At 73.7% G+C, this 25611-nt stretch carries 23 protein-coding genes and 4 pseudogenes; 16 read left to right on the plus strand and 11 right to left on the minus strand.

Annotated features, from left to right (window positions below):
* Window positions 1-140 precede the first annotated feature (140 nt).
* The 7 genes from E4N63_RS29895 to E4N63_RS29925 all read left to right on the plus strand — a co-directional run bounded on the left by E4N63_RS29895 (window position 141) and on the right by E4N63_RS29925 (window position 7457).
* The gene (locus E4N63_RS29895; protein WP_125623239.1) at window positions 141-1157 is read left to right on the plus strand and encodes a LacI family DNA-binding transcriptional regulator; all 1017 of its coding nucleotides are present in this window, start codon (window positions 141-143) and stop codon (window positions 1155-1157) included.
* Between the two features lie 132 nt (window positions 1158-1289).
* Complete coding sequence (locus E4N63_RS29900) at window positions 1290-1712, plus strand: SSI family serine proteinase inhibitor (protein WP_125623238.1); 423 nt, start codon at window positions 1290-1292, stop codon at window positions 1710-1712.
* A gap of 156 nt (window positions 1713-1868) precedes the next feature.
* Entirely contained in the window at window positions 1869-2090 is a 222-nt protein-coding gene (locus E4N63_RS29905; RefSeq protein WP_039820693.1) for a hypothetical protein, read from the plus strand.
* A gap of 506 nt (window positions 2091-2596) precedes the next feature.
* Window positions 2597-3397, plus strand: a complete 801-nt coding sequence (locus E4N63_RS29910) for a VOC family protein (RefSeq protein ID WP_125623237.1) — start codon at window positions 2597-2599, stop codon at window positions 3395-3397.
* A 139-nt stretch (window positions 3398-3536) separates the two neighbouring features.
* Window positions 3537-4961, plus strand: coding sequence for a nodulation protein NfeD (locus E4N63_RS29915; RefSeq protein ID WP_230242221.1), 1425 nt, complete (start codon window positions 3537-3539; stop codon window positions 4959-4961).
* A gap of 2 nt (window positions 4962-4963) precedes the next feature.
* On the plus strand, window positions 4964-5755 hold the full coding sequence (locus E4N63_RS29920) for a slipin family protein (protein WP_043466936.1): 792 nt from the start codon (window positions 4964-4966) through the stop codon (window positions 5753-5755).
* A gap of 358 nt (window positions 5756-6113) precedes the next feature.
* A complete protein-coding gene (locus tag E4N63_RS29925) occupies window positions 6114-7457 on the plus strand; it encodes a serine/threonine-protein kinase (RefSeq protein WP_230242223.1) in 1344 nt (447 codons plus the stop codon).
* Between the two features lie 52 nt (window positions 7458-7509).
* Here the strand turns inward: E4N63_RS29925 and E4N63_RS29930 are convergent.
* The 5 genes and pseudogenes from E4N63_RS29930 to E4N63_RS29950 all read right to left on the minus strand — a co-directional run bounded on the left by E4N63_RS29930 (window position 7510) and on the right by E4N63_RS29950 (window position 11518).
* A pseudogene (locus tag E4N63_RS29930) lies at window positions 7510-8011 on the minus strand (hypothetical protein).
* Window positions 8012-8142: 131 nt separating this feature from the next.
* Window positions 8143-9345 (minus strand): MAB_1171c family putative transporter, encoded by a 1203-nt coding sequence (locus tag E4N63_RS29935; protein ID WP_230242711.1) that lies wholly within the window; start codon window positions 9343-9345, stop codon window positions 8143-8145.
* Window positions 9346-9407: 62 nt separating this feature from the next.
* Window positions 9408-9944 (minus strand): toxin, encoded by a 537-nt coding sequence (locus E4N63_RS29940; RefSeq protein WP_227962484.1) that lies wholly within the window; start codon window positions 9942-9944, stop codon window positions 9408-9410.
* A 69-nt stretch (window positions 9945-10013) separates the two neighbouring features.
* Complete coding sequence (locus E4N63_RS29945; protein WP_125623233.1) at window positions 10014-10571, minus strand: hypothetical protein; 558 nt, start codon at window positions 10569-10571, stop codon at window positions 10014-10016.
* Window positions 10572-10891: 320 nt separating this feature from the next.
* Window positions 10892-11518, minus strand: a complete 627-nt coding sequence (locus E4N63_RS29950; RefSeq protein WP_125623232.1) for an acetoacetate decarboxylase family protein — start codon at window positions 11516-11518, stop codon at window positions 10892-10894.
* Window positions 11519-11776: 258 nt separating this feature from the next.
* Here E4N63_RS29950 and E4N63_RS29955 point away from each other — a divergent pair, with 258 nt between their 5' ends.
* Window positions 11777-12037 carry a DUF5133 domain-containing protein gene (locus tag E4N63_RS29955; protein ID WP_125623231.1) on the plus strand — a complete coding sequence of 87 codons (261 nt, stop codon included), beginning with the start codon at window positions 11777-11779 and terminating at the stop codon, window positions 12035-12037.
* A gap of 52 nt (window positions 12038-12089) precedes the next feature.
* Window positions 12090-12692: a DUF1360 domain-containing protein gene (locus E4N63_RS29960; RefSeq protein WP_230242225.1), complete on the plus strand. Its 603-nt coding sequence runs from the start codon at window positions 12090-12092 to the stop codon at window positions 12690-12692.
* Between the two features lie 197 nt (window positions 12693-12889).
* On the opposite strand, the gene E4N63_RS29965 is transcribed toward E4N63_RS29960, so the two are convergent.
* Window positions 12890-14548 carry a SpoIIE family protein phosphatase gene (locus E4N63_RS29965; RefSeq protein ID WP_230242228.1) on the minus strand — a complete coding sequence of 553 codons (1659 nt, stop codon included), beginning with the start codon at window positions 14546-14548 and terminating at the stop codon, window positions 12890-12892.
* On the minus strand, window positions 14545-15114 hold the full coding sequence (locus tag E4N63_RS29970; protein ID WP_125623228.1) for a methanogen output domain 1-containing protein: 570 nt from the start codon (window positions 15112-15114) through the stop codon (window positions 14545-14547). The genes E4N63_RS29965 and E4N63_RS29970 overlap by 4 nt, the downstream gene beginning before the upstream one ends.
* A 474-nt stretch (window positions 15115-15588) precedes the next feature.
* Here E4N63_RS29970 and E4N63_RS29975 point away from each other — a divergent pair, with 474 nt between their 5' ends.
* The 3 genes and pseudogenes from E4N63_RS29975 to E4N63_RS29985 all read left to right on the plus strand — a co-directional run.
* On the plus strand, window positions 15589-16470 hold the full coding sequence (locus E4N63_RS29975) for a putative protein N(5)-glutamine methyltransferase (RefSeq protein WP_125623227.1): 882 nt from the start codon (window positions 15589-15591) through the stop codon (window positions 16468-16470).
* A 139-nt stretch (window positions 16471-16609) separates the two neighbouring features.
* Entirely contained in the window at window positions 16610-17047 is a 438-nt protein-coding gene (locus E4N63_RS29980) for an SRPBCC family protein (RefSeq protein ID WP_374112853.1), read from the plus strand.
* A 114-nt stretch (window positions 17048-17161) separates the two neighbouring features.
* Window positions 17162-17347 (plus strand): annotated as a pseudogene (locus E4N63_RS29985) (DUF4236 domain-containing protein); the annotation flags it as partial.
* Between the two features lie 168 nt (window positions 17348-17515).
* Here E4N63_RS29985 and E4N63_RS29990 read toward each other — a convergent pair.
* Window positions 17516-18106, minus strand: coding sequence for a DUF4230 domain-containing protein (locus E4N63_RS29990; RefSeq protein WP_230242712.1), 591 nt, complete (start codon window positions 18104-18106; stop codon window positions 17516-17518).
* 555 nt (window positions 18107-18661) lie between these two features.
* On the opposite strand from E4N63_RS29990, the pseudogene ppk2 reads away from it, so the two are divergent.
* A pseudogene (gene ppk2 / locus E4N63_RS29995) lies at window positions 18662-19513 on the plus strand (polyphosphate kinase 2); the annotation flags it as partial.
* Window positions 19514-19664: 151 nt separating this feature from the next.
* On the opposite strand, the pseudogene E4N63_RS31325 reads toward ppk2, so the two are convergent.
* The 3 genes and pseudogenes from E4N63_RS31325 to E4N63_RS30010 form a co-directional block, all read right to left on the minus strand.
* A pseudogene (locus tag E4N63_RS31325) lies at window positions 19665-19772 on the minus strand (DUF397 domain-containing protein); the annotation flags it as partial.
* Between the two features lie 484 nt (window positions 19773-20256).
* Window positions 20257-20631: a hypothetical protein gene (locus E4N63_RS30005; RefSeq protein ID WP_125623221.1), complete on the minus strand. Its 375-nt coding sequence runs from the start codon at window positions 20629-20631 to the stop codon at window positions 20257-20259.
* A gap of 237 nt (window positions 20632-20868) precedes the next feature.
* Window positions 20869-21780, minus strand: a complete 912-nt coding sequence (locus E4N63_RS30010; protein WP_125623220.1) for a helix-turn-helix transcriptional regulator — start codon at window positions 21778-21780, stop codon at window positions 20869-20871.
* A 477-nt stretch (window positions 21781-22257) separates the two neighbouring features.
* On the opposite strand from E4N63_RS30010, the gene E4N63_RS30015 reads away from it, so the two are divergent.
* From E4N63_RS30015 to E4N63_RS30025, 3 genes are all read left to right on the plus strand, one after another.
* Window positions 22258-23040 (plus strand): hypothetical protein, encoded by a 783-nt coding sequence (locus E4N63_RS30015; protein WP_125623219.1) that lies wholly within the window; start codon window positions 22258-22260, stop codon window positions 23038-23040.
* A gap of 217 nt (window positions 23041-23257) precedes the next feature.
* Window positions 23258-24355, plus strand: a complete 1098-nt coding sequence (locus E4N63_RS30020; RefSeq protein WP_125623218.1) for a type III polyketide synthase — start codon at window positions 23258-23260, stop codon at window positions 24353-24355.
* Complete coding sequence (locus E4N63_RS30025; RefSeq protein WP_230242230.1) at window positions 24352-25593, plus strand: cytochrome P450; 1242 nt, start codon at window positions 24352-24354, stop codon at window positions 25591-25593. Before E4N63_RS30020 ends, E4N63_RS30025 begins: the two co-directional genes overlap by 4 nt.
* The last annotated feature ends 18 nt before the right edge of the window (window positions 25594-25611 follow it).

Raw genomic sequence — 25611 nt, forward strand, 5'->3', positions numbered from 1 at the left:
GCGTCAAGAAGAGAAGTCGTCTCCGTTACGAGAACGTGTCCCGGTCCCCGACGGCCGGGAGGCGGGCGGGCCGCCGTCTGGCACAATGCGCTGCTAGGCGCCGTCCGCGGCGCCGTGCAGGAGAGGAGAGACGGCAGCCCATGGGCGCCAGTCAACGGCCAACTATTAAAACCGTGGCCGCGCGAGCCGGGGTCGGCCGCACCACGGTCTCCCGCGTCCTCAACGGTTCCCCCCTGGTCAGCGACGCGGCCAAGGCCGCCGTCGAGGCGGCGATCAGCGAACTCAACTACGTCCCCAACTCGGTGGCCCGGAGCCTCGTCACGAGCCGGGCCGACTCCATCGCGCTGGTGATCCCCGAGTCCGAGAGCCGGCTCGGCTCCGAACCGTACTTCTCCGCCGTGATCCGCGGAGTGAGCACCGGACTCGCCGAGAGCCAGATCCAGTTGCTCCTCGTACTCGTCCGCGACCAGCGGGAACTGGACCAGTTCACCCGGTTCCTCGCGGCCCGCCGCGTCGACGGCGTGCTGCTGGTCTCCGTCCACCGCGACGACCCGCTGCCCGGACTGCTGGAGGAGATGGGCCTGCCGACCGTCCTCGCCGGCCGCCGGTCGCCGGACGAGGTCCTGCCCCACGTCCACTCCGACAACCTGGGCGGCGCCGCCGAGGCGGTGCGCCACCTGCTGGAGCGCGGACGCACCAGGATCGCGACCATCAGCGGTCCCCTCGACATGGACGTCGGCCACAGCCGGCTCCAGGGCTGGCGCGACGAACTGCGGCGCGGCGGCCTGGAACCGGACGAGAGCATGGCCGAGCCCGCCGACTTCACCGAGGAGGGCGGCCGCGCCGCGATCCGCACCCTGCTGGAGCGGCACCCCGGCCTGGACGCCGTGTTCGCCGCCTCGGACGTGATGGCGGCGGGCGCCCTGGCCGAACTGCGCAAGCTCGGGCGGCGGGTCCCGGAGGACGTGGCGGTGGTCGGCTTCGACGACTCGATCATCGCCCGCCACACCGACCCGCCGCTGACCACGGTCCGCCAGCCCGTCGAGGAACTGGGCCGCACCATAACGGAGTTGCTGCTGAAGGAGATCGACGAGCCGGGGAGCGCGGAGCACTCCCTGGTGCTGCCCACCTCGCTCGTCGTCCGCGACTCCAGCTGATCCTCCGCGCCACCCGGCCACCGCCGGACCCGGACCCGGGCCCGCCGTCCCGCCGGAGCCATGTCCTCCTCCCGTACGCGTTGCTAGCCTCGCCGCGTCACCTCCCGAGCACCTCTCGTGAAGGAGAAGCACATGCGGAGAAAGCGTGTCCCGGGCTTAGCCGCGGCCCTCACCACGGGCCTCACCCTCGCCCTGCCGGTCCTCCCGGCCGGACCGGCCGCGGCCGCCTCCCCGGCCGCCGCGCCCGGATCCTCGCTGACCCTCACCATCACCCCGGACCAGCCGTCCGGGTCCGGCCCGCGCACCACCGTCACCCTGGAGTGCGATCCGCCGGGCGGCACCCACCCCCGTCCGAAGGAGGCCTGTGCGACGCTGGCCGCGGCGGACGGGTACTTCGAGCGGATCGCCCCCGGCTCCGCGGGCTGCACGGGGCTCTGGGCACCGGTGACCGTCACCGCCGACGGCACCTGGGGCGCCCGCGAGGTCTCCTTCACGGAGCGGTACTCCAACCGCGGCTGCGCGGCCGCCGCGACCGGGGGTGTCTTCCGCTTCTGAGCCGCCGGCCGGCTCCGCCGGGCATCCCGGCCCGCGGCGGCGCGGCCCCCGGAACGGGCGGTGCCGGGGCCGCCCCGGGCCCCGGCCGAACCGTGATCGCACGGTAATGGGCCCCACACCTCCCACCCGGGGGTCCGCTGGCGCATACTGGACCCAATGACAAAGTCAGCCGGATACCGGCGCCACCTGCCTTCCAGCCCCTTCAAAGTCCCGGTCGTGCCGCCGCCCGAGCAGTTCGCGGTGGGTAACCGGGTCACTCACGACGAGCACGGCCTCGGCCGGGTCATCGGTGTGGAGGACGAGACCGCGGTCCTGGTGGACTTCGGCGGCCTTCGCGCGCGCGTCAAGAGTCCCTACAGCAAGATGACCAAGCTCTGAGGCGCCGGCCGCCCGTTGCCCGGCCCGCAGAGGGCCGGCTCCGAGGGCGCGCCGGCCACCTCGCGAGGCTTCCGGTACGGCCCGGCCACCCCGTGGTCCCCGTGCCGGCGGCCCCGGACGGCGGCGCCCGAGACCGGGCGGCCGCCCCCACCGGTGCCCGAGACGGCGCCGTCCGGCCGTACCGGCCGTCCTTCCTCTGAACCGGAGACCTCCCATCCACCAGACGACCTCGCTCTTCTCCGCCGTCGAAGCGGAGCGGACCACCACGGCGGCGGCCTCCGGGCCCCCCGCCACGAACCCCTTCCTGACTCCCGTCTTCGACGAGACGATCAGCGGAGCGGAGGACGACTTCGGGGACGCCCCGGAGCGGTAGGCGCGCGGCGCCCCGCCCGGACGCGCCCGTCCCCCCGCCGGAGCCGGCCGGGGGACGGCCGCCGGGCGGCTGTCGGTGGCCGGTGGCAGGCTGATTCCACGGCAACGATGGACGGCCCGCGAAAGGAACCCCCGTGATCACCACTGACTTCGTCACCGGCTCCCCCTGCTGGATCGATCTCGGCGTGCCCGACGTCGGCGCCGCGACCGGTTTCTACGGCGCCGTCTTCGACTGGGAGTTCCGGTCCGCCGGCCCGGAGGCCGGGGGATACGGCGTGTTCCGCCGGGACGGCCGGGTGGTCGCCGCGGCCGGTCCGCTCACCGAGGAGGGCGCCCGCCCCGCCTGGACGGTCTACTTCCTCACCCCCGACGCGGACACCGCGGCCCAGGCCGTGGAGCGGGCCGGCGGCACGGTGCGGGTGCCCCCGTCCGACATGGGCGGTGAGGGCCGGATGGCCCAGCTCACCGACCCCCTCGGGGGAGAGTTCGCACTCTGGCAGCCCGGGGCGGAGCCGGGCCTGGAGTCCGTGGACGCGCCGGGAGCCCTGTGCTGGGTCGAGCTGTACACCACCGACGGGGCCGCCGCGCGGGAGTTCTACCGCGGCCTCCTCGGCTGGGAGACGCAGGACATGGAGATGCCCGGCGGAGGCGGCACCTACATCCTCATCGGACCCGCCGGCAAGGGCGAGGAGCGGATGCACGGCGGCATCATGGAACTCCCGGCGGAGCATCTGGAGCAGACCGGCGGGCGCCCCTACTGGCACCCGGTCTTCGCGGTCGAGGACTGCGACGCCACGGTCGCGAAGGTCACCGAGAACGGTGGCACGGTGCAGATGGGGCCGGAGACCGCCGAGGGCGTCGGCCGGATGGCCGTCTGCGCCGACCCCTTCGGGGCGGACTTCGTCGTGCTCACTCCCTCTCCTTCCGGCAACTGACGCCCGAATCGGGCGCGTTGGCGGATTGGCATCCGGAGAACGGGGAACCCGGCCCCGGCGTCCGCGCCCGGCCGGCCCCCCGAGGGGTGGAGTCCCGGGTGCGGTCACCGCGGCGCGAGGCCCCTTTCAGGAGACATCCATGGCGCGGGCAGCAGAAGCAGAGCACCCCGGCCGGACCGGTCCGGCCCGCCGGCGGCGCCGGGACCGGCCGCCCGGTCCCGGCGGCGCGCCGTCGTTCCCCGTCCGGCTGTGCGCCTCGGTCTTCCTCGCCGTCCTGGCCGGGCTCCTGGCCCTGCCGGCGGCGGGTGCCGCGCCGGCGGGGGAGCGGACGGTGCTGGCGACCCGGGTCGACGGCACCATCACCCCGGTCGTGGAGGGCCACCTCGAGGACGGGCTGCGCCGGGCGGAGGCCGGGGACCACGCCGCGCTGCTGGTCGAACTGGACACCCCGGGCGGGCTGCTGGAGTCCACCCGGGGCATCGTGCGCGCCTTCCTCAACGCCCGGGTCCCCGTCATCGTCCATGTCTCGCCCTCCGGGGCGCGTGCCGCCTCGGCGGGCGCCTACATCACCATGGCCGCGCATGTCGCGGCCATGGCCCCGGGCACCCACATCGGCGCGGGCACCCCGGTCGGCGGCCAGGGGGAGGAGGCGAGCGAGAAGGTCGTCAACGACTCCGCCGCGTTCGCCGTCTCGATCGCCGAGCAGCGCGGGCGCAACACCGGCTTCGCCGAGGACATGGTGCGCGAGGGGACCTCCATCTCCGACCGCGCGGCGCTGCGGCAGAACGTGGTCGACCTGGTGGAGCCCTCCCGCCGGGCCGTGCTGGACGCGGCCGACGGCCGGCGGGTCGAGGTGGGCTCGGAGGACCGGAGACGCGAGGTGGTGCTGCGGACGGCCGGCGCCCGCGTCGTGGAGTACGACCTCGGCTTCTTCGGCGAGCTGCGGCAGATGCTGGCCAGCCCCGAACTGGCGTACCTCTTCCTGTCCATCGGCACCCTGGCCGTCATCTACGAACTCGCCAGCCCCGGCATGGGCTTCGGCGGGGTCATCGGTGCCATCGCGCTGCTGCTCGGCTTCACCGCGCTGAGCGTCCTGCCCTTCAATGTGGCCGGGCTGTTCCTGATCCTCCTCGCCGCCGCGCTCTTCGCGGGCGAGGTGGTCACCCCCGGGATCGGGGCGTTCGCCGGAGGCGGCACCGTCGCCCTGGTGTTCGCCGGGATCTTCCTCTTCCGCGGGGAGACCGAGGTCGATCCGGCCGTGCTGTGGCCCACCGCCCTCGTGGTGGGAGGCGGCTCGCTGATCGCCGGCCGCCTGGCCTGGCGGGCCCGGAGCGGTCCGCCGGCCACCGGGGAGGAAGCCCTCCTCGGACGCGAGGTGGTCGTGAGCCGGGCCGAGGGCGACCGCGGCCAGGTGCTGCTCGACGGCGCGTGGTGGGACGTCCTCGGCCGGGACACCCCCCTGGCGGAGGGGCAGCTCGTCCGGGTCGTGGACCGGCAGGACCTCGTACTCGTCGTCGAACACGCCGGCCCCGGTGGGGACCGGCCGCCTTCCGAGAAGGAGTGACCATGAACGGAGCACTGGTCGGCATCCTCGCCGCCGTGGGAGTCCTGCTCCTGCTGGCGATGGCCGCCATCAAGATCGTCCCGGAGTACGAGCGCGGAGTCGTCTTCCGGCTCGGGCGCATCATCGGGGCCAAGGGCCCGGGGCTGTTCGTCATCATCCCCGTGGTGGACCGGATGATCCGGGTCTCCCTGCGCACGGTGACCATGGACATCCCGCCGCAGGACATCATCACCAAGGACAACGTCACCGTCCGGGTCAACGCCGTCACGTACTTCAACGTCGTCGACCCCAACCGGTCCGTGGTGGCCATCGAGGACCACATCAAGGGCACCTCGCAGATCGCCCAGACCACCCTGCGGAGCATCCTCGGCCAGGTGGACCTGGACGAGCTGCTGATCAACCGGGACGAGATCAACCAGCGGCTCCAGCGCATCATCGACGACGTGACCAATCCCTGGGGCGTCAAGGTCACCCTCGTCGAGGTCAAGGACGTCGAACTGCCCCAGCCCATGCGGCGCGCCATGGCGCGGCAGGCGGAGGCGGAACGGGACCGGCGCGCCAAGGTCATCCACGCCAAGGGCGAGTTCGAGGCCGCGCAGACGCTGTCGGACGCCGCGGAGCGGCTGGAGGAGCACCCGGCGGCCATGCAGCTGCGGATCCTCTCCACGATGGCCGAGGTCACCGACGAGCGGAGCTCCACCCTCATCTTCCCGCTGCCGATGGAGATCCTCCGGCTCGTGGACACCCTCGGGGCGGGCGGCCGGCAGTCGGGCCCCCACGTCGAGCGGGCGTGATCCGCGACATGGCGGGACATGGCGCGACACGGCACGGCGCGAGGACCGCCCCGGGCCGGTTCCGCACCCCCCGGCCCGTGAGCGGTCCGGCCCTCCCCGGCCGGGCCCTCCCGGGGTCATATCCGCTCCCTGCGGACGAGTGATCCGATTCCGGACGGATGGGGCGGGTCCAGCCGGGTAGACGCGGCCACAGCGTGTGATGTCCGTGTTGTCGTCAAGTGCCGCCCCGCCGATTCCAGGGGTGTGGGGAGTACGCATGTGGGACTGTCAGTCACCGCCGCGATCACTGACTTCCGCCGGCCCCCTATCCGGGCGGTACCGTCTGGACCGGCACCTCGGTTCGGGAGGTGTCGCGGACGTGTACGCGGGGGTGGACCTCCGCCTCGGGCGGCCGGTGGCCGTCAAGGTCTTCCGGCCCGGTACGGAACCGGAGATGGAGGAACGGTTCACCCAGGAGGCCCTCCTTCTGGCCCGGCTGCGGCACCCGGGACTGGTCACCGTCTACGACATGGGCCGGCACGACGGCAGCGCCTACCTCGTCATGCAACTGGTGCCGGGACGGACCCTGCGCGACCGTGCGACCGCGCCCCTGCCGCTGCGGGAGGTCACCCGGCTCGGCGCCGCCCTGGCGGACGCCCTGGCCCATGTGCACGACGCGGAGATCGTGCACCGCGACGTGAAGCCCGCCAACATCCTGCTGGACACCGGGGGCGAACCGTATCTGACCGATTTCGGCATCTCGCAGATGGTCGGCACGACCGCGCACACCTCCACCGGCACCCTGGTCGGCACCGCCGCCTACATGGCGCCCGAGCAGGTCACGGGTGAGGGGGCGGGACCGCCCGCGGACATCTACGCTCTCGGCCTGGTCCTGCTGGAGTGCCTCAAGGGCGGTCTGGAGTACCACGGCGCCCCGCTGGAGGCGGCCATCGCCCGCCTGCACCGCCCGCCGGTCTTCCCCGGCGACCTGCCGGAGGACGTGACCGCCCTCCTCCGGGCGATGACGGCCCTCGACCCCGGAGCCCGGCCCGCCTCCCACGACTGCCGCACCGCACTGGCCGCCCTGTGCGGTGACGGGACCGCCGTTCCCTCCGCCTGCGAGCCCGCTGTCCAGCAGGCCGGCGGCTTCCCGGCCGGCACCGCGCCCGCTGCTCCGGCCGCGGCGGCAGCCGGGCCGGCGTCCGCCGGAGGACGGTCCGGCGGTGACACCCTGCCGGGCGTTCCCCGGCAGCCGGTGCGGAGCCGCCGCCTGCTGGCGGCCACGGGCACGGCGGTGCTCGCCGCCCTGCTCGGCACCGCGCTGACGGCTCCCGCCGACGCCCCCGGCAGCGGCGAGCAGTCCGCGTCCCCGCCCGCCGGCACCGGCACCGAGCAGCCCGCGCCCCAGGCCCCGGCCGCGGAGGACGGAGGAACCCCGGAGAAGCCGGAGCAGGAGGAGGCGGTCTCCGCCCGGCAGGCGGACCAGCGGTCCGGTTCCTCCACCGCGTCCGGCTCCGCGCCGCGGCGGATCGCCCGGGACCCGCAGGGCCGGGGCCGGCCCGGCACACCCGTCCCGGCGGCGGCCTCCGCCCGCTCCGCACCGGAGAGGGCCCAGGGGCTCCGCACCGCCGGCGCCGCCGCGTCGTCCGGGAATGGCGGACACGGGAAGGCGCGGAGCAAGCAGGTGAAGATCCTGGGCGGCGGCGGAGCGCACCGGCGCTGACGGGCCCGTACCGCTCCGCCCGTCCCGGGCACCGGGCCCGCGCGGCGCGGTCTCACCCGATCAGAAAGGCGCCCGCGGTCGCTCCGCCGAGCGCGGAACCCGCGAGGGTCTGCGCGACCGTGTGGTACCCCAGGGCGACCCGGGACCAGCAGACGGCGACCACCAGCGGGACGGCCGCGAGCCACCAGGGGGAGTGGACGGCGCCGAGCATGGCGACCACCGAGGCGGCCACCGCGCAGTCCACGCTGATCTTCCAGACCGTGTTGACCGCGAGCAGGCCCACGGTCATGGCCCAGAGCGCGAGCATCGCGGTGAGGACTCCCGCGGGCGCGTCGCCGAGCAGCATCACGGCGGTCCCGAGCCCGATCGAGCCCAGAATGACGAAGAAGATCGGCGCGCGCTGCGTGCGGTCCACCACGTGCCGGCAGCCCCAGGTGCCCCGCCGGCGTTCCCACTCCACGTACCAGGCGGGGATGATCCCCGAGCAGAGGGCGCCCAGCAGCCCCCAGGGCACCCCACCAGCCGCCCGCCGCGGCCGACCCGATCCCCGTCATGCCCGCGAGCAGCACGTTCCGGGGCTGGAAGAGATCGGTGACGGCACGGGCGGCGGCTGCGTGCCCGTACCGGGAGCCGCGTCCGGAGCCGGGACGGGGAGTGGATCCGGGGCCGGTGGTGTCGGTCGTCGTCATGCGCTCTGTCCCACGGTCCGGAGAACGGCGGTCGTCCGCTCGGCGGTGACCCGGGCGTAGGCGGCCTGGACGCGCAGCAGCCAGGAGACCTCCTCCTCCATGTCGGCGCCCGGCGTGGTCGCGAAGGCGGCAGCGGGGCCGGGCGGCGCCCCGTCGGACTTCATCCGCAGTGCGCTCCTGATCCAGTAGGCCTCGGCGGTGGGCCGTTCCTCGCCGGCGGGCGCACCGGCCCCGGCGGCCGCGCGGGCGGCGGGCAGCAGCTCGTCGGGGACGTGGTGCCGCAGCTTGTCGACGGCGTCGCCGATGTCGTGCACCCACCGGTCGAGCCGGACGCCGACGGGCATGTCGGTGCGGGTCAGCTCGCGCAGGCGGCCCGCCGGGGGGTCGAACGGGATGGCCGGAAAGGCCTCCATCAGATCGCGCCACAGCGGGTACAGCGCGGCCAGCGCCCGCCAGTGGCGCCACCGGCGGACGGCCGCCGCGGCGCTCGGGACACTGGCGCCGAGGGCGAAGAGCACGAAGACCAGCAGCTGCACCGCCTCGGTGACGGCTTCGAAGCGGTCGGCCACCGCCCGCCCCGGCGGTTCGGCGACACTGACCCAGATGAAGGCGACGCGGCTGGTCACATAGGCGACGCCGAGGAACATCGCGACGGCCATCATGCCCAGGCCGAGTCGGAGCAGCGGGCGTTCGGCGCGCAGGGTCTGGCTCGTCCACTGGTACGCGCAGACCACGGTGGCGGCGGTGAGGAAGGCGTAGAAGACCGTCATATAGGCGGTGGCGCCGGGCTGTCCGGCGTGCTCGGCGAGGAAGTGGTTGCTGGGCCGGCTGCGGTCCACGACGGTGAAGAAGAGCACGGTCATCAGGGCCAGCGCGCCGAGGGCCGCCTTGGTGGCGACGCGGGCCACCCACCGGGAGACGGCGACGTGCCGGGGTACCGCGCCGTCGCCGCCGTCGCCGGGCGAGGTGCCGTACATGGCGACGATGTAGCTGAGGATGGCGAGGATCGCCGCGGTGGAGACGTAGTGCTTGAGCAGGATGTCGAGGTCCGTGACGGGGGAGTGGTCCAGGCCCAGCCGCACCGCCCTGGTCTTCAGCCAGAGGGCGGCGGCGAAGCCCGCGTAACAGCCCCACAGGGCCCGGCGCTGGGCGTCGCCCCAGAGCGCGGAGGGGAGGCGCCACAGGGCGACGGCCGTCATGATGCCGGCCACGGCGTAGCCGAATAAGTCGAGCACGGGTCGTTTCCTCCGGAAGCAAGGGGTCAGGGGCGCCGTCGGCGCCGGCTCGCGATGGGCCGGGAGAGGGAGCTGTCCAGACGGCCGAGCACGTCGTCACGGACGGGCTGGTCACGGGCCATGAGGGGGATGAGGGAGGCGGAGACCTCGGCCTCGCGTTCCTCGACGGTGTCGTAGTGCGCACGGGCCTGGATGGCGACCCCGCCGGTGAAACGGGCGATCAGGCGCGGCCCCAGGGTGGGGATCTGACGGTGCAGGTCCTCCGGGGTGAGGGTGCCGCCGTGGTCGAACCACTCGTGGCCGAGCTCGTGGAGGATCGTGTGGTTGGTCTGGTTCTCGGTGGCCCGCCGCTTGAAGAGGACCAGGCTCCAGCGCGGGGTCTTCACCCGCAGACCGCAGGCGGTGTCGGGGTGCTGCATATGGTCCGGCAGCGGCATGAGGATGATGCGGCGGCCGCTGACCGCCTCCATGTTCCGCACGAGGGCGGGCACGGAGAAGGGGCTGGGGACGGGCAGGTCGGCGAGGCGTTCTTCGCAGTTTCTCCGGAGTCGGCGCAGGGACATCGGCGGCCTCTGTGGGGGCTCTGGCGGGGATACGCAGTGCGGGCGCGGCCGTGCGGTGGGCGGACGATTCTAGTGCGGACGCTCCCGCCCGGGGCCCGAGTTCCCGGTTCCCGTGCCCGCCGTCCCTCCGGTCCCCGGGCCCGGTGCCGCTTCGGCTCCGGTGCCGTCGCGGAAGTCGGCGAGCACTTCGTTCATGAAGGCCAGCAGCTCCCGGGAGAGGCCCTCGTCGCCGATGCCGCGGCCGGCGATGCCGGTGATGTCGCCGTTGTGCACCGAGCGGAGGAAGCGCAGCGACTCCACGACCTGCCCGACCACCTCGCTGCGGGTCTTGAAGAACCGCGGGTCCACGTCGAAGAACTCCGCGATGCCCTGCAGGATGTCGTCGGAGGCGGTGTAGGGCCTGCCGGTCTCGGGGTTGGTCTTCCCGGTGCGGAGCTTCCAGAAGGTGGTGTGGCCGAGGACGTGGCGGCCCGCGCGCTCGTTGATGGCCTGGACGACCTGGCGGTCCGAGGGGACGCTGCTCCCGCCGGGGCCGCCGCCCGCCGGGAAGGCGTTCTCCAGCAGCCAGGTGATCTTCTCCGCGAGGGTGCGGGGCTCGTCCCCGGGAGGTACGGCTGAGCCACTCATGGGTCGGCCCCCACTTCACGTCTCCGGCGGCTCCCCGGCCGGCTCACGGCCGGGGCGGCGCAACGCGACGCGCGAACCCGGAACGGTCCGCGCCGGTGTCCAGTCGGTCACTGTATCCCACCCCGGGTCGAGGCCAACGCGTTTGGTTCCGGCCGGAGTTGGACCGCCGGAGTGCTGTCCCTTGCGCACGCCTTCGGCGTCACTGTTTACTCGGAAAAACAGTCCGGGGGTCTGACACGGGGGTGCAGACCCCCGGACTCGTCACGCCCCGCCGTCCTCCGCCGCCCGCGCGGTCGCCCGGCCGCCGTGCCGCGCCCCGCTCAGCAGCGCACCGGCCCGGGCACGGTCATCCGGAACGGCCGGACGGCCAGGGAGGGCCGGGCGCGGCCGTGGCGCAGCGGCGGCAGCCGGTCCGACCACTCGGTGACGGTCATGGCCTCCCGGCGCGGTCTGCCGACGAGCCGTCCGGCGATGAACAGGCGCCGCCCCGGCGTCCCTCCGAATCCGGGGAGCACCGCCGGCAGCGGCGGCATCGCGGAGAGCGGCCCGCGCCCGGGGCGGAAGGTGATCCGGGCCAGCGTCCCCCCGTCGTCGCCGACCCGGAGGGAGTCCCCGGTCCAGGCGAACTCGGCCGGTTCCTTGGGGAGGCCCCAGATGGCGCGGCCGCCCCGCACGGACGCGTCGTCGTCGACCCAGATCCGCTGGATCAGCAGCCCCGCGCGGCGGCCCCGGCGGACCAGCGGGCCGAGGGCCAGCTCGTCGTAGCGCAGGGTCCCCTCGCGGTACCGCACCACGCCCACGGCGATCCGGTTGCGGGGCCCGAGCGGGCGGAGGTCGGGCGGCAGGTCCGGCGGGCGCCGGACGGGCAGCAGGCCGAACCACATCTCGCCCCGGGACACCCAGGGCGCGGGCGGGTGGGACGGCTGTCCTCCGGTGGGATCGGGCATCGCTCGCTCTCCTCCTTCTTCCGGGGCCGCCCCGAGGGCTCGCCGGGGCCGTACCCCCGGCGCCGAGCCGCCACCGCCGGGCCGACCCGGCGGGGTGGCGGTGCGTCAGGCCCGGCACCGGCTCCGTTCGCCCTCTCATCCTGTCCCCCGGTGCCGCGGCGGAACCGGCGGACCGGCGGGCCGCCACTTTGTCGGCATATGCAGTGATGGGCGGGGCAGCCGAAGCAAGGACCACCCCCTCACCGCTGGAGGACCACCGTGCTGATAGCCCACCCCGATGTCCTGCGCGAACTCGTCGACCGCTACACCACCCTGCAGGCGCGGGCGGGAAGCGGCGAACCGGGCCCGGAACTGCGCCGGCGCCTGGAGGACACCGCGTACACGCTCTGCGTGTCCACCGGTACCCGCACGGTCGACAGAGCCCTGGCCGAGGCGCGGCGGCGGCTGGCGTCCGCCCCCGGCCCGGCCGGACCCGCCGTGCCGGACGCTCTCTCCGGCACGGCGGCCGCCGCCGGCTGACCCCGCGGGCGGTGCGCCCGGCCGCCGCCCGGTGCGCCGTCCGCGCCACGGCGTGGACGGCGCGACCCACTCGGACAACGTACGGAGAACCGATGCCTCCCCTCCCCGGCCACCCGGCCCCACCCGCCGAGCACCCGCGGCACCCGGACGGACGGCCGCGGACGACCGGCGGCACGACGGCGCGTACGCCCCGGACCGCGAGGTCCCCCTCGGCGGATACGCCGCCCTGACCACCGGCTTCGCCACCGGGGTGGGCCTCTTCGCCCTCGGCCTGCGGAAGTCCGGGCGCCGGCTGCCGGAGCGGGTGCCGCCCTGGGACCTGCTGGTCCTGGGCACGGCCGTCTACAAGGCGTCCCGGCTGGTCAGCAAGAGCAAGGTCGCGGGCTTCGTCCGTGCGCCGTTCACCCGGCGCACGGCGGACCTGAGCGCCGGGGAGGTCATGGACGAACCGCAGGGGCACGGTCCGCGGCGGGCCGTGGGCGACCTGCTGGCCTGCCCGTTCTGCCTCTCCGTCTGGATCTCCGGCGCGCTGGTCTGCTCGTACGCCGTCGCCCCGCGCCCGACCCGGCTGGTGGCCTCCGGGCTGACGGCCGTGGCCCTCTCCGACTGGCTGCAGTACGCCTGGACTTTCACCCAGGACCGGGTCGAGGGCTGAGACGGCGCCCGTGCCGCCGGCGTTCCGCTCGCGGCACCGGGGCGAGTACCGCACCACGACGAGACCCCGCCGAGATACCGGCACCGCGGCCGAGGCCGGGGCAGCGGGGATCACTCCCCGGCGGCCCCGGCCTCCGGCGTACTCGCCGCCCCTTCGGCCCGCCCCCTCGGCGCCCCGCTTCTCCGCCGCCCGTCGTCTCAGGCCCCCGGCCGGGTCGCGCGCAGCGCCAGCAGCGCGCAGTCGTCGGGCTTGTCGGCGCTGGGCTGGTGGTGGAGGAAGACCTCGCACAGTTCGTCGGCGGACAGCCCGGCCGTGCGGCGGGCGAGTCCGGTCAGCCGCTCCAGCCCGGCGTCGAGGATCTCGCCGCGGCGCTCGACGAGGCCGTCGGTGAAGAGCAGCAGCGTCTCCCCGGCGGCGATCCGCGCCTCGCTCTCCGTGTAGGCCACGTCGTTGACCATGCCCAGCGGCGGCGCCAGCGCCCGGTCCAGGAAGCTGCTGCTGCCGTCGGCGTGGATGAGCAGCGGCGGCAGATGGCCCGCGCGGGCGTAGTGCAGCGTCCCCGACGGCCGGTGCAGCACGAGATAGCAGGCGGTGGCCATCCGGCCGGGATGGTAGGCGCGCAGGAAGTGGTCCAGCTCGGCCAGGACGGCGCCGGGCCGCCGCCCGTGGCGCAGCACGATGCCGCGGAGCGCGGCGCTGATCTGCCCCATGGCGGTCGCCTCCGACAGGCCGTGGCCGGCGACGTCCCCGATGGTGAGCCCGATGTGGTCGCCGTCGAGCACATGGACGTCGTACCAGTCGCCGCCCACGTCGACGAGATCGCTGCCGGGGGCGTAGCGGCCGGCCACGTCGAGGCCGTCGATGACCGGCAGGACGGGCAGCAGGCTGCGCTGCAGCCGCTCCGCGAGGCGGTGCTCGTGCTCGTAGAGGCCGGCCCGCCGCAGGGCCTGCGCGATCTGCTGGGCGATGGCCGTGACGTGGGCCTCGTCCGGCGGGGGGCCGCCGTCGTGGTCGATGCTGAGTTCCCCCAGCGACAGCCCGTCCGCCTCCAGGGGCAGCCGGAGTACGCGGGTGGGGGAGCCGGGGGCGGCCTCCCGTCCGCCCGCGTCCGCCCCGGCCACCCCGTCCGCGCGGCCCGTGGTGGCGTCCGGTCCGGGGCCCTGCTCCGGCAGGGTGGGGGCATGGCCGTGGTCGAGGTCGGTCCAGCTGTCGCCGGCCGCCGCGCGGAGGCTGTCCGCGGGACCGAGGGACGGCACGAGCCGCTCGGAGTGCAGGGCCAGGCCGACCGACCGGGCGCCGAGCGCGGCGGGCGCGGTGTCGTGCACGGCGTCGACGACGGCGGCCGGGGTCGCCGCGGCCGCCAGAGCCGCGGTGAGCCGGTACAGGCGGTTCAGCCGGATGCGCCCCGTCTGCTCGGCGACGAGCAGATGCTCCCGCTCGGCCTCGGCGGCCCGCCGGAAGGCCATCTCCTTGTTGAGCGCCCGCACCTGCTGGCTCAGCGCCACGAACTGGTCGGCGTGGTCGAGACGCGTCAGATGGAGCTGGATCGCGGGCTCCGGGCCGGTCCACCACGTCGCGCGGGCGCCGTGGCAGCGGAACGGGATGAGTTCCCCGCGGGAGTCCTTGATCTTCAGGGAACCCGGCAGGGGGTCCCCGCTGCGCAGCCAGTGCCCGAGATGGCCCCGCAGACCGTTGGTGTTCTCGTCGGCGAGGGCGAACAGGTCGGCACCCGCCCGGAGTTCCGGGACCAAGCGTGTCGCGGCCGTGTTGACCGCAAGGATCCGCCCGCCGGCCGTGGCCAGCAGAACGGGGTGCGGCAGCAGCTTGGTGATGGCCCGGAAGAGATCCAGGCTCATCCAGTCACCGGACCCGGCGGGGGGACACGGCCGACCAGGCCGGAGTCGTCGAAGTACTCCCGGCCCAGGGACGAGCTCTCCCCGGAGTCGTCCGGCTGCGGCACGAGATGCACGACGACGCGGCAGCCGGTGGCGCCTCGGGCGATCGTCTCCTCCAGGTCCACACGGGCATAGCCGAGGTTGCGGGCCGCCACCGTGCCGAACATGTTGGACGTGAGCATGCACATCGACTCACGGCCCTTCACCTGCTCCCCGAAGGGGCAGCTGCGGCTCCCCAGGACGATCTTCTCCTCGTCCTGCTCGATGAGGTGGAAGTCGCCGCCGATGCGCTGCTTGAAGTCGACCATGACGTCGGCGACCTGCTCGCGGCTGAGCTTGTCCAGCGACAGGGCCCGCGTGTAGGTGTCGTTGAGCTGCAGACCGACCGACTGCCCGACCAGGCTGATGTAACCGGACGCCTCCTGCAGCCCGACCACGGACTCCAGGGACGTGGCCAGCTCCCGCAGCAGCGTCCGCATGAACACATCACGTTCCACGCCGACCCCGGCGCCGACAACCTGGTTCATGGGGGTCCTCCCAGCTGTTCGCACTGTCGCCGGATCCTCACGCGACTGCCAAGAGAAGCCGGTCATACGAGACGATACGGCACCGCTCGCCCCGGCCGGTCGCAGCTGTGCTCCGGCCACTGCCCTACCTTCCCCCGATGCGTCCCGCCATGCTGGCCCGGGAGCGGCCCGCGCCGCGCCGACGGCGCGCACCGCGCGCCCGGGAGCGTTCCGGCCGGCCCCCACGCACCCTCGTACAACCGGGGCACACCGGGCCGGAAGCCGGGCGGACCGGCCGGGAGGGCAGCCGAACCCCCTTGGAGTCCACGGACGTTGCGGTCGTGGCTGCGGTAGTGTGGCGGATCCGAGCAGTGCACGACCGAGGAGGTGAGACCCATTACCGCTGTCGCAGGCCGGGTGCTCTCCTCTCGTGGACGTACGGTCCGTCCGGGATAGGTGACCGGGAGGGCGCCCTTCGGCTTCCGGAAGGTTCCCATGCCGGTTTTCCCCTCGTCGTCCCCTTCTTCGCCTTCTTCCGATTCTTTCCCGCCCTCCGGCGCTCCGTGGCGTTCCGCGGCCGCCGCCGCCGTCGTGGCCAGGCTGCGCGCCGCCGGCTGTGTCTTCGCCGAGGACGAGGCGCGCCTGCTCATCTCCGCGGCGCCCACCCCGGACCGGCTCACGGCCCTGGTGGACCGGCGCGCCGGTGGGCTCCCCCTGGAACACGTCCTCGGCTGGGCCGAGTTCTGCGGTCTGCGCGTCACCGTGGACCCCGGGGTCTTCGTCCCCCGCCCCCGGACCGCGTTCCTCGTCCACCGCGCCGCGGCCTGCGGCCCGCCGGCCGGCCCCGGGCGCCCGGCGCCCGTCGTCGCCGATCTGTGCTGCGGCTCGGGCGCCGTCGGCGCGGCCCTGGCGGAGGCGCTGGGGCGGGTGGAGCTCCACGCCGTCGACATCGACCCGGCCGCGGTGCGGTGTGCCCGCCGCAACCTCGCCCCCGCCGGCGGCCGGGTCCACGAGGGCGACCTCTACGAGCCGCTGCCCGCCCGGCTCCGCGGCCGGGTGGACATCCTCGTCGCCAACGCGCCCTACGTGCCCACCGGGGCCATCGCGCTGCTGCCGCCGGAGGCCCGCGACCACGAACCGCTCATCGCGCTCGACGGAGGCGCCGACGGGCTGGAGATCCAGCGGCGCGTGGCCGCCGGGGCCGCCCGCTGGCTGGCCCCCGGCGGACGCCTGCTGATCGAGACCGGCGGGCACCAGGCGCCGGACACCGCCGGGGTCTTCGCCGCCGCCGGGCTGATCCCCCGCGTCGACCACTCCGAGGACCTGGACGCCACCGTCGTCACCGGCACCCGGCCGCACCGCGGCCCGGTCCCCTGACCGCGCCGCCCCGGGAGCTCCCGCTCCCGCCCTTCCGCGGGCACGTCCGGCGGAAGGGCGGGACATGCGGGAGGCCGGGACGCGCGGGAGGCGGGGCCGGAGCGGCGGGCCGGGCGTCACCGGTGCCTATAGTCGTCCGGTGGCCCTCTTCCGCATCACGCGCCGTACGCCGCTGCCCGCCGGCGAAGCGGCGCGTCACCGACTGGGAACGGCACGCGGACCACGTACCGCTGACGCGGATCACGGTCGCCCGCCCCCGCCCGCGCCGACCCGCCCCGGCACCGTCTTCACCGCCCGTACCGGAGTCGGGCGGGCCGCGTTCGCGGACCCCATGGAGGTCGTCCTCTGGGAGCCCCCCGGGGCCGGCCGGCCGGGCCGCTGCCGGATGGAGAAGCGCGGCCGGGTGGTGACCGGCTGGGCCGGGATCGAGGTCCGTGCCCACGGCACCGGGTCCGAGGTGATCTGGAGCGAGGATCTGAGCGTCACCGGACTGCCGCGGCTCCTCGACCGCCCGACGGCCCTGGCCGGCCGCCTCCTCTTCGGCCGCGTCATCGCCCGGCTGCTGGCCGCCGGCTGAACTCCGCTGACCGGACGGCGATGACGGGCAGGCACCCTCCGGCGTTCCCGGGGCACAAGAGGAAGGGAACCGGACCGTCGAGCCCTCGCCGGAGGGCAGTGAGGAGAGGGAACCGTGCCTGTCACCTTCCGCAAGAGCTTCCGCATCCTGCCCGGAGTGCGGCTGAATCTCAACCGCCGTTCCATGTCGGTCACGTTCGGTTCGGGGAAGGGCCCGAAGCGGACGTACAGCACGAGCGGGCGCACCACCACGAGCCATGATCTGCCGGGCCCCTTCGGCTACCGCAAGAGCACCCGGCGGGGCACTGACCCGCGTGCCGGGCGGGCGGGCGGAGGACGGAACGGCGGAAGGCCGGCGACCCGGGGGACCGGGTCGCCGGCCTTCCGCACGTCACATCCCGGGGCCGGTGGGCGAGCGGTGGGCCGGGCCGGGGAGCGGGGCCGGGGAACGGGCTCTCCCGGCCCGGAGTCAGCGTTCCTCGCCGTACCGGATGGTGACCTTCTCGAAGCCGAGCGAGGTCAGCAGGCCGCGGAGCATCGCGCCGGTGTTCTTCTCGGCCCGCTCGGCCAGTTCGCTCTCCTCGGCGGCCTCGGCGATGTGCCGGACGGCGAGCCGGTTCACGGCGCGCTCGTCGTTGGGGTTGTCGGAGAAGAGGTCACCGAGCCGGTTCAGCAGCCCGCGCTGCTTCGACACCGCGTACGAACGGTCGGCGTCCAGGGCGGGCTTCCCCAGCCGTGCGTGGGGCAGCCGGAGGGTGGCCGCCGTTCGGTCCTCGTTGACGACGACGCTGCGCTCGTCCAGTTCTCCGAGGTCCACGTACGAACTCACGCTGCCGGTACCGACATAGAGCGTCCTGGTCCCCCGGATGGAGTCCGGCAGGTACTTGGTGTCCTTCTCCAGGTCGACGACGACCTGGAAGTTCCCGGAGGCGCCCTCGTAGCGGCTCATGTCCTGGATGGACTCCAGCAGGGCCGGACCGGACCGGTCGTGCGTCTCCTCCCCGAAGAGGTCGTCCAGGCCCGGGACGATGTCCGCCCGGGCGACGAGGGTGAACAGCAGCGCGAGCGCGGCGAGGGCGGCGGCAGCCTTGGCCCACCACGGGAAACGGCGGCGAGGGCCGGGCGGGGCCGGGGAGCGGGCTGGGTCTCGCTGGGTGCGACCACGGTGAGCCTCCCGGGGGCGGAGTTGTTCCGGACCTGACGGCCGTATGCCCCGGCGGGGACACCCAGTCGCCGGAACGGCACCCGGCGGATGCACCGGAAGCACGGGCGCACCTCCGTGCCCCGCCACCGCGCGGACCGGCGGCCCCGCCACCGCGCACCGGCAAGTCCGAGCGCAACAGGGCCCATTGGTCCCGATGCGCTTCCCCGTTCGGCACTGTGCCGGGCCGCCGCGAGTCGGCAGCATGGTCCCACGGCCTTGGGGGCCGGTACCTACCAGGGGGTAAGAGGGGGTAGAAAGGGGGTGTGAGGGCGGCCCGGCAGAGTGTCCCCGGGCCGCCCTCCTCGTGTCCGGAACGGCCCGGGAACCGCCCCGGGCCGTTCCGGACACGGCAGCCGCTCACGGCGACCGACCCGCACCACACCGCCCCGCCTCGCCCCCGGAGGAACGCACATGCCCGACAAGTCCCGTGACCGGCGCCCGGCCGAGACCACGCCCGAGACCACGCCCGGCAGCCGGCCCGCCCGGCTGCCCCGCCCGGTCTATGAGCGCGAACTGCTGCGCATGCAGGAGCAGTTGGTCGTCATGCAGGAGTGGGTGCGCGTACGCGGCGTACGGCTCGTCGTGGTCTTCGAGGGGCGTGACGCGGCCGGCAAGGGCGGCGCCATCAAGCGCGTCACCGAGTATCTGAACCCCCGAATGGCCCGGGTCGTCGCGCTGCCCGCGCCCACCGAACGCGAGCGCGGCCAGTGGTACTTCCAGCGTTATGCCGAGCAGTTGCCCACCGCCGGAGAGATCGCCCTCTTCGACCGGAGCTGGTACAACCGGGCCGGCGTGGAGCGCGTGATGGGCTTCTGCACGGGGGAGGAGCACGCGCGCTTCCTCGGGCAGTGCCCGGTCTTCGAGCGGCTGCTCATCGAGGACGGCATCCTGCTGCGCAAGTACTGGTTCTCGGTCGGCGACGAGGAGCAGGAGCGGCGCTTCCGGTCCAGGATGTCGGACCCGACGCGGCGCTGGAAGCTCTCGCCGGTGGACCTGGAGTCCCGTATCCGCTGGGAGGCCTACTCACGGGCCAAGGACGAGATGTTCGCCCACACCGACCTTCCCGATTCCCCCTGGTACGTCGTCGACGCGGACGACAAGCGCCGGGCCCGCATCAACATGATCGCCCATCTCCTCTCGACCGTTCCGTACGAGGAGGTGCCGCGGCCCGAGCTGACCCTGCCGCCCCGCCCGCCGGCCACCGGTTACGAGCGCCCGCCCCGGGACACCCAGACCTGGGTCCCGGACCACGCGGCCTCGCTGCCGGGCGCGGAGGAAAGGCGCGCCGGCCGTAACGGTCAGGGGAGGCCGGGCGTGCTCTCGGCCGGGGTCGGGGAGCCGGGGCCGCCGCTGTGTGCCCGAGGAACGCCTGCCATCCGGCGGGGGAGAAGCATAGACCGGGGCCCCGAAGGCGCTTGGAGTCCCGGACCATGACCCGCTCCCCGGTCCAGGCGACTTCGACGCAGTCGTCGTCGGCTCCCACACTGGAGCTGCTCTTGCGCCACGTCCACGGCTCGACCACTCACGCCTCCTCTGCCCGGTGCGCGGACGGCCCGGCCGGGCGTCTCGCGGCAGCACGTGATCCGGCGGCGAGGGGCCCAACTCCCGTCGCTTACCGCGCGGAAGACATCGATCACATGCGGAGAAAAGCCGAACCATTCAAGAATATCAATGGCACATGGTGGGGCGGATATGGCCTTTTACGCCATGGTCATAAGAAAAGGCCGCCGAGGAGCGCAGGGGTGCGGCATCGTGGCCGCGATTCCCCGTCCTCGCAGGTGGCGGAATCCGGTCTCCCGCCACAAGGACCGGTGGGAGGAGGATGGAGGCCGGGCTCAAGGGGGGACGGCCGATGACTCGCTCGACGCTTCCGCGTTCGCCTCGCTCCGTGGCCGGAATGTGGTGGTGCGCCTACGTCCTCCTGGCCGGGGCCCTCGCCTTCGGCGCGGGCTGGGCCGTGGCCCGGCCCGCCGGAGCCGTGGCCGGCACCGCGGCGGCGGTTGCCGTCACGGTGGCGGCGGGCTGGTGGGCGCCTCCTCTTCTCCCGGCACTTCGCCGGACGCCGCCGCCTCGCCGGCACCGGGGGCCGCGCTCCTTCCGGTAGCGGTCCAGCCGCCCCCGAGCGGCGGTCTGAGCCAGGTCCGCAGCCGGGCCGTCAGCACGACGCCGGCCCCGCATCCGGCGACACCGAACCAGCCGTAGGGGTTCGGGATCAGCACCAGGACGACGACGGCGAGGAACCCGCCCAGCACCATCGGCGGAATGGTGACCACCCACAGGAGGTGCACCGTGCGCGCCCGGAACGGCAGTACGTGATGAATGATCTCGTTGCAGATGTGGACCCAGGTGTCGACACCGGAGCGCTTGTCACGTGCTCCCATGCCCGCGCACCTGCCCCCGTACCCGGTACCGGCGGCTCCTGCCGCCGGTGAAGATCCCCGGCCTGTCCATCAGTCACCTCAGTGATCAATCGTCAGGAACCGCGGCCGCCTCGTGGCCGCGGGCAGCGCCTTGCCTCGTCGAGGTCGACTCGGTACGGCCGGTGACCCGTCTCCGGGCCCGGGGGTTCGGCCGTCACACCTGTCGTATTGCGTCTCTCGGTCGTCCGTCGATGCCGTTCATCCCGCCGCCTGCTGCTCCCCGTCCGCGGTCCGGACCACGAGGTCCTCGCTCACCTCGCCGGAGTGCGCCGCCACCTGCCGCAGGACGGTGCTCATGTCTTCCTTGAGTGCCTGGTCCTCCAACGCCCAGAAGCCCTCCAGGTACTTTCCGGTGATTTCCGGGTCGTTGCTCGCGTAGGACTCACCGCGCGCGTTCTCCAGATAGACGGAGTCGGGCATGCCGTCCTCGGAGAACTCGAACAGCGTGTACGGGCCCAGGAGACCCTGGTGGGCGCCGACGCTGAACGGGAGGATCTGGATGGTGATCCGGGGGCGGGAGGCGAGGTCGGCCAGGCGCTCCAGCTGGTTGCGCATCACCCCTGGCCCGCCGATCTGACGGCGGATCACCGATTCGTCGAGGACCATGAAAATCTGCGGGCCCTCGTCCCCCTCCAGGAGTTCCTGGCGGGCGAGGCGGGCCTCGACGAGCCGGTCGAGCCGCTCCTGGGACATGCCCCGGGAGGTCTCCTTGGACAGGGCCCGGATGTACTCCTCCGTCTGGAAGAGGCCGGGGATCACGAAGAAGTGAAATCCCCGGATGATCGAGGCGGAGGACTCCAGGGCCAGGAACGACAGGAACTCCCTGCCGAAGACGTCGCGGTACTCGCTGAAGGGCATCTTCCGGCTGCCGCGGGCCAGTTGCAGCAGTTCCTCGGTCTTGCGGCGGTCGGTGATGGCGTACTCCGCCAGCAGCGCCTTGAGGTCGTTGACCGTGATGGCGACTTCGCCGGCCTCGATCCTGATCAGCTTGGAGGGGCTCCACTCCATCGTGGCGGCCACCTGGCGCTGGGTCAGACCGGCCCGGGATCGGGCCTTGCGGAGTTCCGTCCGCAGTCTCAGACGCTGAACGGCGGCGCTTGGTGTGCTCACGATGGCCACCTCCGCATACTGATGGTCCTATGTGCAATATAGCAGATTGCAGCAGTTCGCAAAGAAGCCTCACCTTCGGTGGAGCGCACTCACATACCCAGAGGTCACAGTGTGTCGACAGGAATGACCGGCTTCAGTTGGCCAGGTCGGATGTGCGAGCTCGCAGCATGCGGTGTCGCCGATGGACCGGCGCTGTGATGCGGGACACCGTACCGGATCTGACGCCATGGGATGTCACGCTCGCGTGATGCTCATCCGTGTGACGCTCTGGGGAGAGCCTCGTTGACGAGCCGTCGGCCGGCCTATCCACTCCCCGGGGCGGCGCGGTATGCCGCGGCGCGGTCCCGGTGCGGTCATGAACGTGTACCAAGCCTCTCCCGTATCCGACCCGCCGCTCCGTGGTGTCCCTAAGGTGTGCTGCACCGGCCCCACCCCGGGAACCGGGACACCGGGCGCCGGCCAGTGAGGGGGATTGTCATGCGAAGACGGATCGCCGCCGCCGTGACCGGCGCCATGGCCCTGTCGGTGCTGGGCGCGCCGGCCGCCCGGGCCGACCTGTCGAGCCCCGCCGTGATCACGGGCGGGAGCGTCAACTCCGGCCGCGATGTCGTTCTGGGCCCGGACTCCCGGACGAGCTTCGAGGTGTCCTTCACCGCGCGGGACGACTCCGGGATCAGCGCGGACCATGCCGAGGTGAACCTCCTCGGCCCCAACGGGCACCGGCTGCAGGCCGATCCGGTCTCCCGGCCCGTCTGTGCGCCGGTGAGCTCCACCACTTCGACCTGCCGCTTCACCGTCACCGTGGACACCGGCAGCGCGCGTATCGACAACAGCTGGGCCGGCACCTGGCGGCTGTGGGCGCTGGCGGTCCCCAACGACTGGAATCCCGCCACCGGGGAAGGGCTCGTCACCCGGAGCGGCTTCGCGAGCGTGCGGATCAAACGGAAGTCCCGGCTCACGATGGACGCCGCCCCCGAGCCGGTCGCGGCGGGCCGCCCGCTCGCCATCCTCGGCGCGCTGCGTTTCGCGGACTGGGGGAACGGCGGCTACACCGGCTCCGCCGGGCATCCGGTCCGGGTCGTCTTCGCCTCCCCGGCCAGCCCTCTCTACCGGTACGTCAAGGACCTGGAGACCGGCGCCAACGGCTGGGTGCTCACCACGGTCCTCCCCGACGCGGACGGCTCGTGGTGGCTCGCCTACAACGGTACGGAGAGCACCTCCTGGGTCTACTCCGCCGATGACTATGTCGACGTGAGGTGACCGGCACCCCGGCGCGTGCGGTGACTCCCCGCGCCGGGGCGGCCCCGGCCGGAGCGCCGCACTCCGGCCGCCGGCCTTGCGCCGTACGGCGTCACCGGGGACGGCCGGAACCGATCCCATACCACCCTTCCGGCATATTTATGTTGAAAAAGGACTGGAGGGAGGAAGGACAGTCGGCACAGGTGTTGAACACGAGCCGGAGAGAAGAGCCCCCACCATGGCTACGCTGTGCAGACCCGCGGTGTCCGTGCCCGAGCACGTGATCACGCTGGAACAGACCCTGGATCTGGCGCGGTCGCGACACGCGGACCACCCCGGACTCGGACTCGCCCTCCGCCTGATCGAGAACACCGGGGTGCGCCGGCGTCATCTGGTGCGGCCGATCGAGGAGACCCTGCGGCACCCCGGCTTCGAGGCGCGCAACGCGGTCTACGAGGCCGAGGCCAAGGCGCGGGTGCCGGACGTCATCCAGGAGGCGCTGCGCTCCGGGGAGGTGCGCGTCACCGACATCGACGCGATCGTCTTCGTCTCCTGCACCGGCTTCACCATGCCGTCGCTGACGGCCTGGCTGATCAACACCATGGGCTTCCGCGAGGACACCCGCCAGTTCCCCATCGCCCAGCTCGGCTGCGCGGCCGGCGGCGCGGCGGTCAACCTCGCCCACGACTTCTGCGCCGCGCACCCCCGGGCCAACGCCCTCATCGTCGCCTGTGAATTCTGCTCGCTCTGCTACCAGCCGGACGATCTCGGAATCGGCAATCTGCTCTCCAACGGACTGTTCGGGGACGGCGTCGCGGCCGCCGTCGTCCGCGGCCGCGGCGGCACCGGCATCAGCCTGGAACGCAACGGCTCCCACCTCATCCCCGGCACCGAGGACTGGATCGCCTACGACGTCCGCGCCACCGGCTTCCACTTCAAGCTCGACAAGCGGGTGCCCGGCACCATGGAGCCCCTCGCCCCCGCACTCCGCGACCTGGCCGCGGACCACGGATGGGACGCCTCCGCCCTCGACTTCTACATCGTCCACGCCGGCGGCCCGCGCATCCTGGACGACCTCGGCAAGTTCCTCGACGTGCCCGCCGACGCCTTCCGCTTCAGCCGGGCCACGCTCACCGAGTACGGCAACATCGCCAGCGCCGTCGTTCTGGACGCCCTGCGGCGGCTCTTCGACGAGGGCGGCCTCCCCGACTCCGCGCGCGGCCTGCTCGCCGGATTCGGGCCGGGCATCACCGCCGAGATGTCCCTCGGCCGCTGGACCTCCGCGGACGGCGGCCCGGAACACGGCCGCCTTCTCGTGGGCGGGGCCGCCCGGTGACCGCCGAGACGGCTGCCGGGGCAGCCACCGGGACATCCGCCCCCGACGGGCCCCTGCCGCCCGTCCGGTTCTGGCCCGCGCTCGACCACTTCGGCGTCGACTTCGATCCCGTCATGGCCGAACTGATGCGGGAGGGCCCCGTCACCCGGATCCGGCTGCCGCACGGCGAGGGCTGGGCCTGGCTGGTCACCCGCCACGAGGACGTCCGGATGGTGACGAACGACCCCCGCTTCAGCCGGAAGGCGGTCGTGGGACGGGACATCACCCGGCTGGCCCCGCACTTCATCCCCCTGAAGGACTCCGTGGCCTTCCAGGACCCGCCCGACCACACCCGGATCCGCCGTGCCGTCGCCCCAGCCTTCACCGCCCGGGGTGTGGAGCGGCTGCGGGACCGGGCGCGGGAGACGCTCGACGGGCTCGTCGCGGACGTGCTGCGGGACGGCCCGCCCGCCGACTTCACGGAGCGGCTGCTGGCTCCGTTCCCGCTCGCCGTCATCTGCGAGCTGATGGGTGTGCCCGCCGCCGACCGCGACGACGTGCACCGGTGGACGGCGCTCATCCTCGCCTCCGAGGACGGGGAGAGCAGCGAGCGGGCCAAGCAGGAGATGCACGGCTACTTCACCGGGCTGATGCGGGAGCGGTCCGCCGGGGACGGCGAGGACGTGACCGGACTGCTGGGCGGAGCGGTGGCGGCGGGCGAGGTCCCGGAGGCCGCGGCGGCCGGTTTCGCGGTGCTCCTCCAGATCGGCGGCGAGGCGGTCACCAAGAACTGCGGCAACATGCTCTACATCCTCCTCACCCACCCCGGCCACCTGGCCCGTCTGCGGAGCGAACCCGCCCTGCGCCCCTCGGCCATCGACGAACTGCTGCGCTACATCCCGCACCGCAACGCGGTGGGACTCTCCCGTATCGCGCTGGAGGACGTGACCGTCGGCGGGGTCCGGATCCGCGCCGGGGAACCCGTCCACGTCTCCTACGTGGCCGCCAACCGCGACCCGGACGTCTTCCCGGAACCCGGCCGGATCGACCTCACCCGCAGACCGAATCCGCATGTGGCCTTCGGCCACGGACCGCACTACTGCGTAGGGGCCCTGCTCGCCCGGATGGAGACCGAACTCCTCGTCTCGGCCTTCCTGGACCGCTTTCCGCGGCTGCGCTTCGCCGTCCCGGTGACGGAGCTCCGCTGGCAGCGCGGCGCGCTCATCCGCGGGCCCGAGGCCCTGCCCGTGACGTGGTGAGGGGCGGACGGGCCGTCA

The organism is Streptomyces sp. MNU89 (assembly GCF_020982505.1).
In the GTDB taxonomy this organism is placed as follows: Bacteria; Actinomycetota; Actinomycetes; order Streptomycetales; family Streptomycetaceae; genus Streptomyces; species Streptomyces xinghaiensis.

Coding starts and splice junctions, on each gene's coding strand:
- E4N63_RS29905 (WP_039820693.1), top strand. CDS start 1,869: ATGACAAAGTCAGCCGGATACCGGCGCCACCTGCCTTCCAGCCCCTTC.
- E4N63_RS30005 (WP_125623221.1), bottom strand. CDS start 20,631: ATGGGAGCACGTGACAAGCGCTCCGGTGTCGACACCTGGGTCCACATC.
- E4N63_RS29945 (WP_125623233.1), bottom strand. CDS start 10,571: ATGAGTGGCTCAGCCGTACCTCCCGGGGACGAGCCCCGCACCCTCGCG.
- E4N63_RS29935 (WP_230242711.1), bottom strand. CDS start 9,345: ATGACGGCCGTCGCCCTGTGGCGCCTCCCCTCCGCGCTCTGGGGCGAC.
- E4N63_RS30015 (WP_125623219.1), top strand. CDS start 22,258: ATGCGAAGACGGATCGCCGCCGCCGTGACCGGCGCCATGGCCCTGTCG.
- E4N63_RS29970 (WP_125623228.1), bottom strand. CDS start 15,114: ATGAACCAGGTTGTCGGCGCCGGGGTCGGCGTGGAACGTGATGTGTTC.
- E4N63_RS29900 (WP_125623238.1), top strand. CDS start 1,290: ATGCGGAGAAAGCGTGTCCCGGGCTTAGCCGCGGCCCTCACCACGGGC.
- E4N63_RS30020 (WP_125623218.1), top strand. CDS start 23,258: ATGGCTACGCTGTGCAGACCCGCGGTGTCCGTGCCCGAGCACGTGATC.
- E4N63_RS29975 (WP_125623227.1), top strand. CDS start 15,589: ATGCCGGTTTTCCCCTCGTCGTCCCCTTCTTCGCCTTCTTCCGATTCT.
- E4N63_RS29950 (WP_125623232.1), bottom strand. CDS start 11,518: ATGCCCGATCCCACCGGAGGACAGCCGTCCCACCCGCCCGCGCCCTGG.
- E4N63_RS29895 (WP_125623239.1), top strand. CDS start 141: ATGGGCGCCAGTCAACGGCCAACTATTAAAACCGTGGCCGCGCGAGCC.
- E4N63_RS29920 (WP_043466936.1), top strand. CDS start 4,964: ATGAACGGAGCACTGGTCGGCATCCTCGCCGCCGTGGGAGTCCTGCTC.
- E4N63_RS29965 (WP_230242228.1), bottom strand. CDS start 14,548: ATGAGCCTGGATCTCTTCCGGGCCATCACCAAGCTGCTGCCGCACCCC.
- E4N63_RS29915 (WP_230242221.1), top strand. CDS start 3,537: ATGGCGCGGGCAGCAGAAGCAGAGCACCCCGGCCGGACCGGTCCGGCC.
- E4N63_RS29940 (WP_227962484.1), bottom strand. CDS start 9,944: ATGTCCCTGCGCCGACTCCGGAGAAACTGCGAAGAACGCCTCGCCGAC.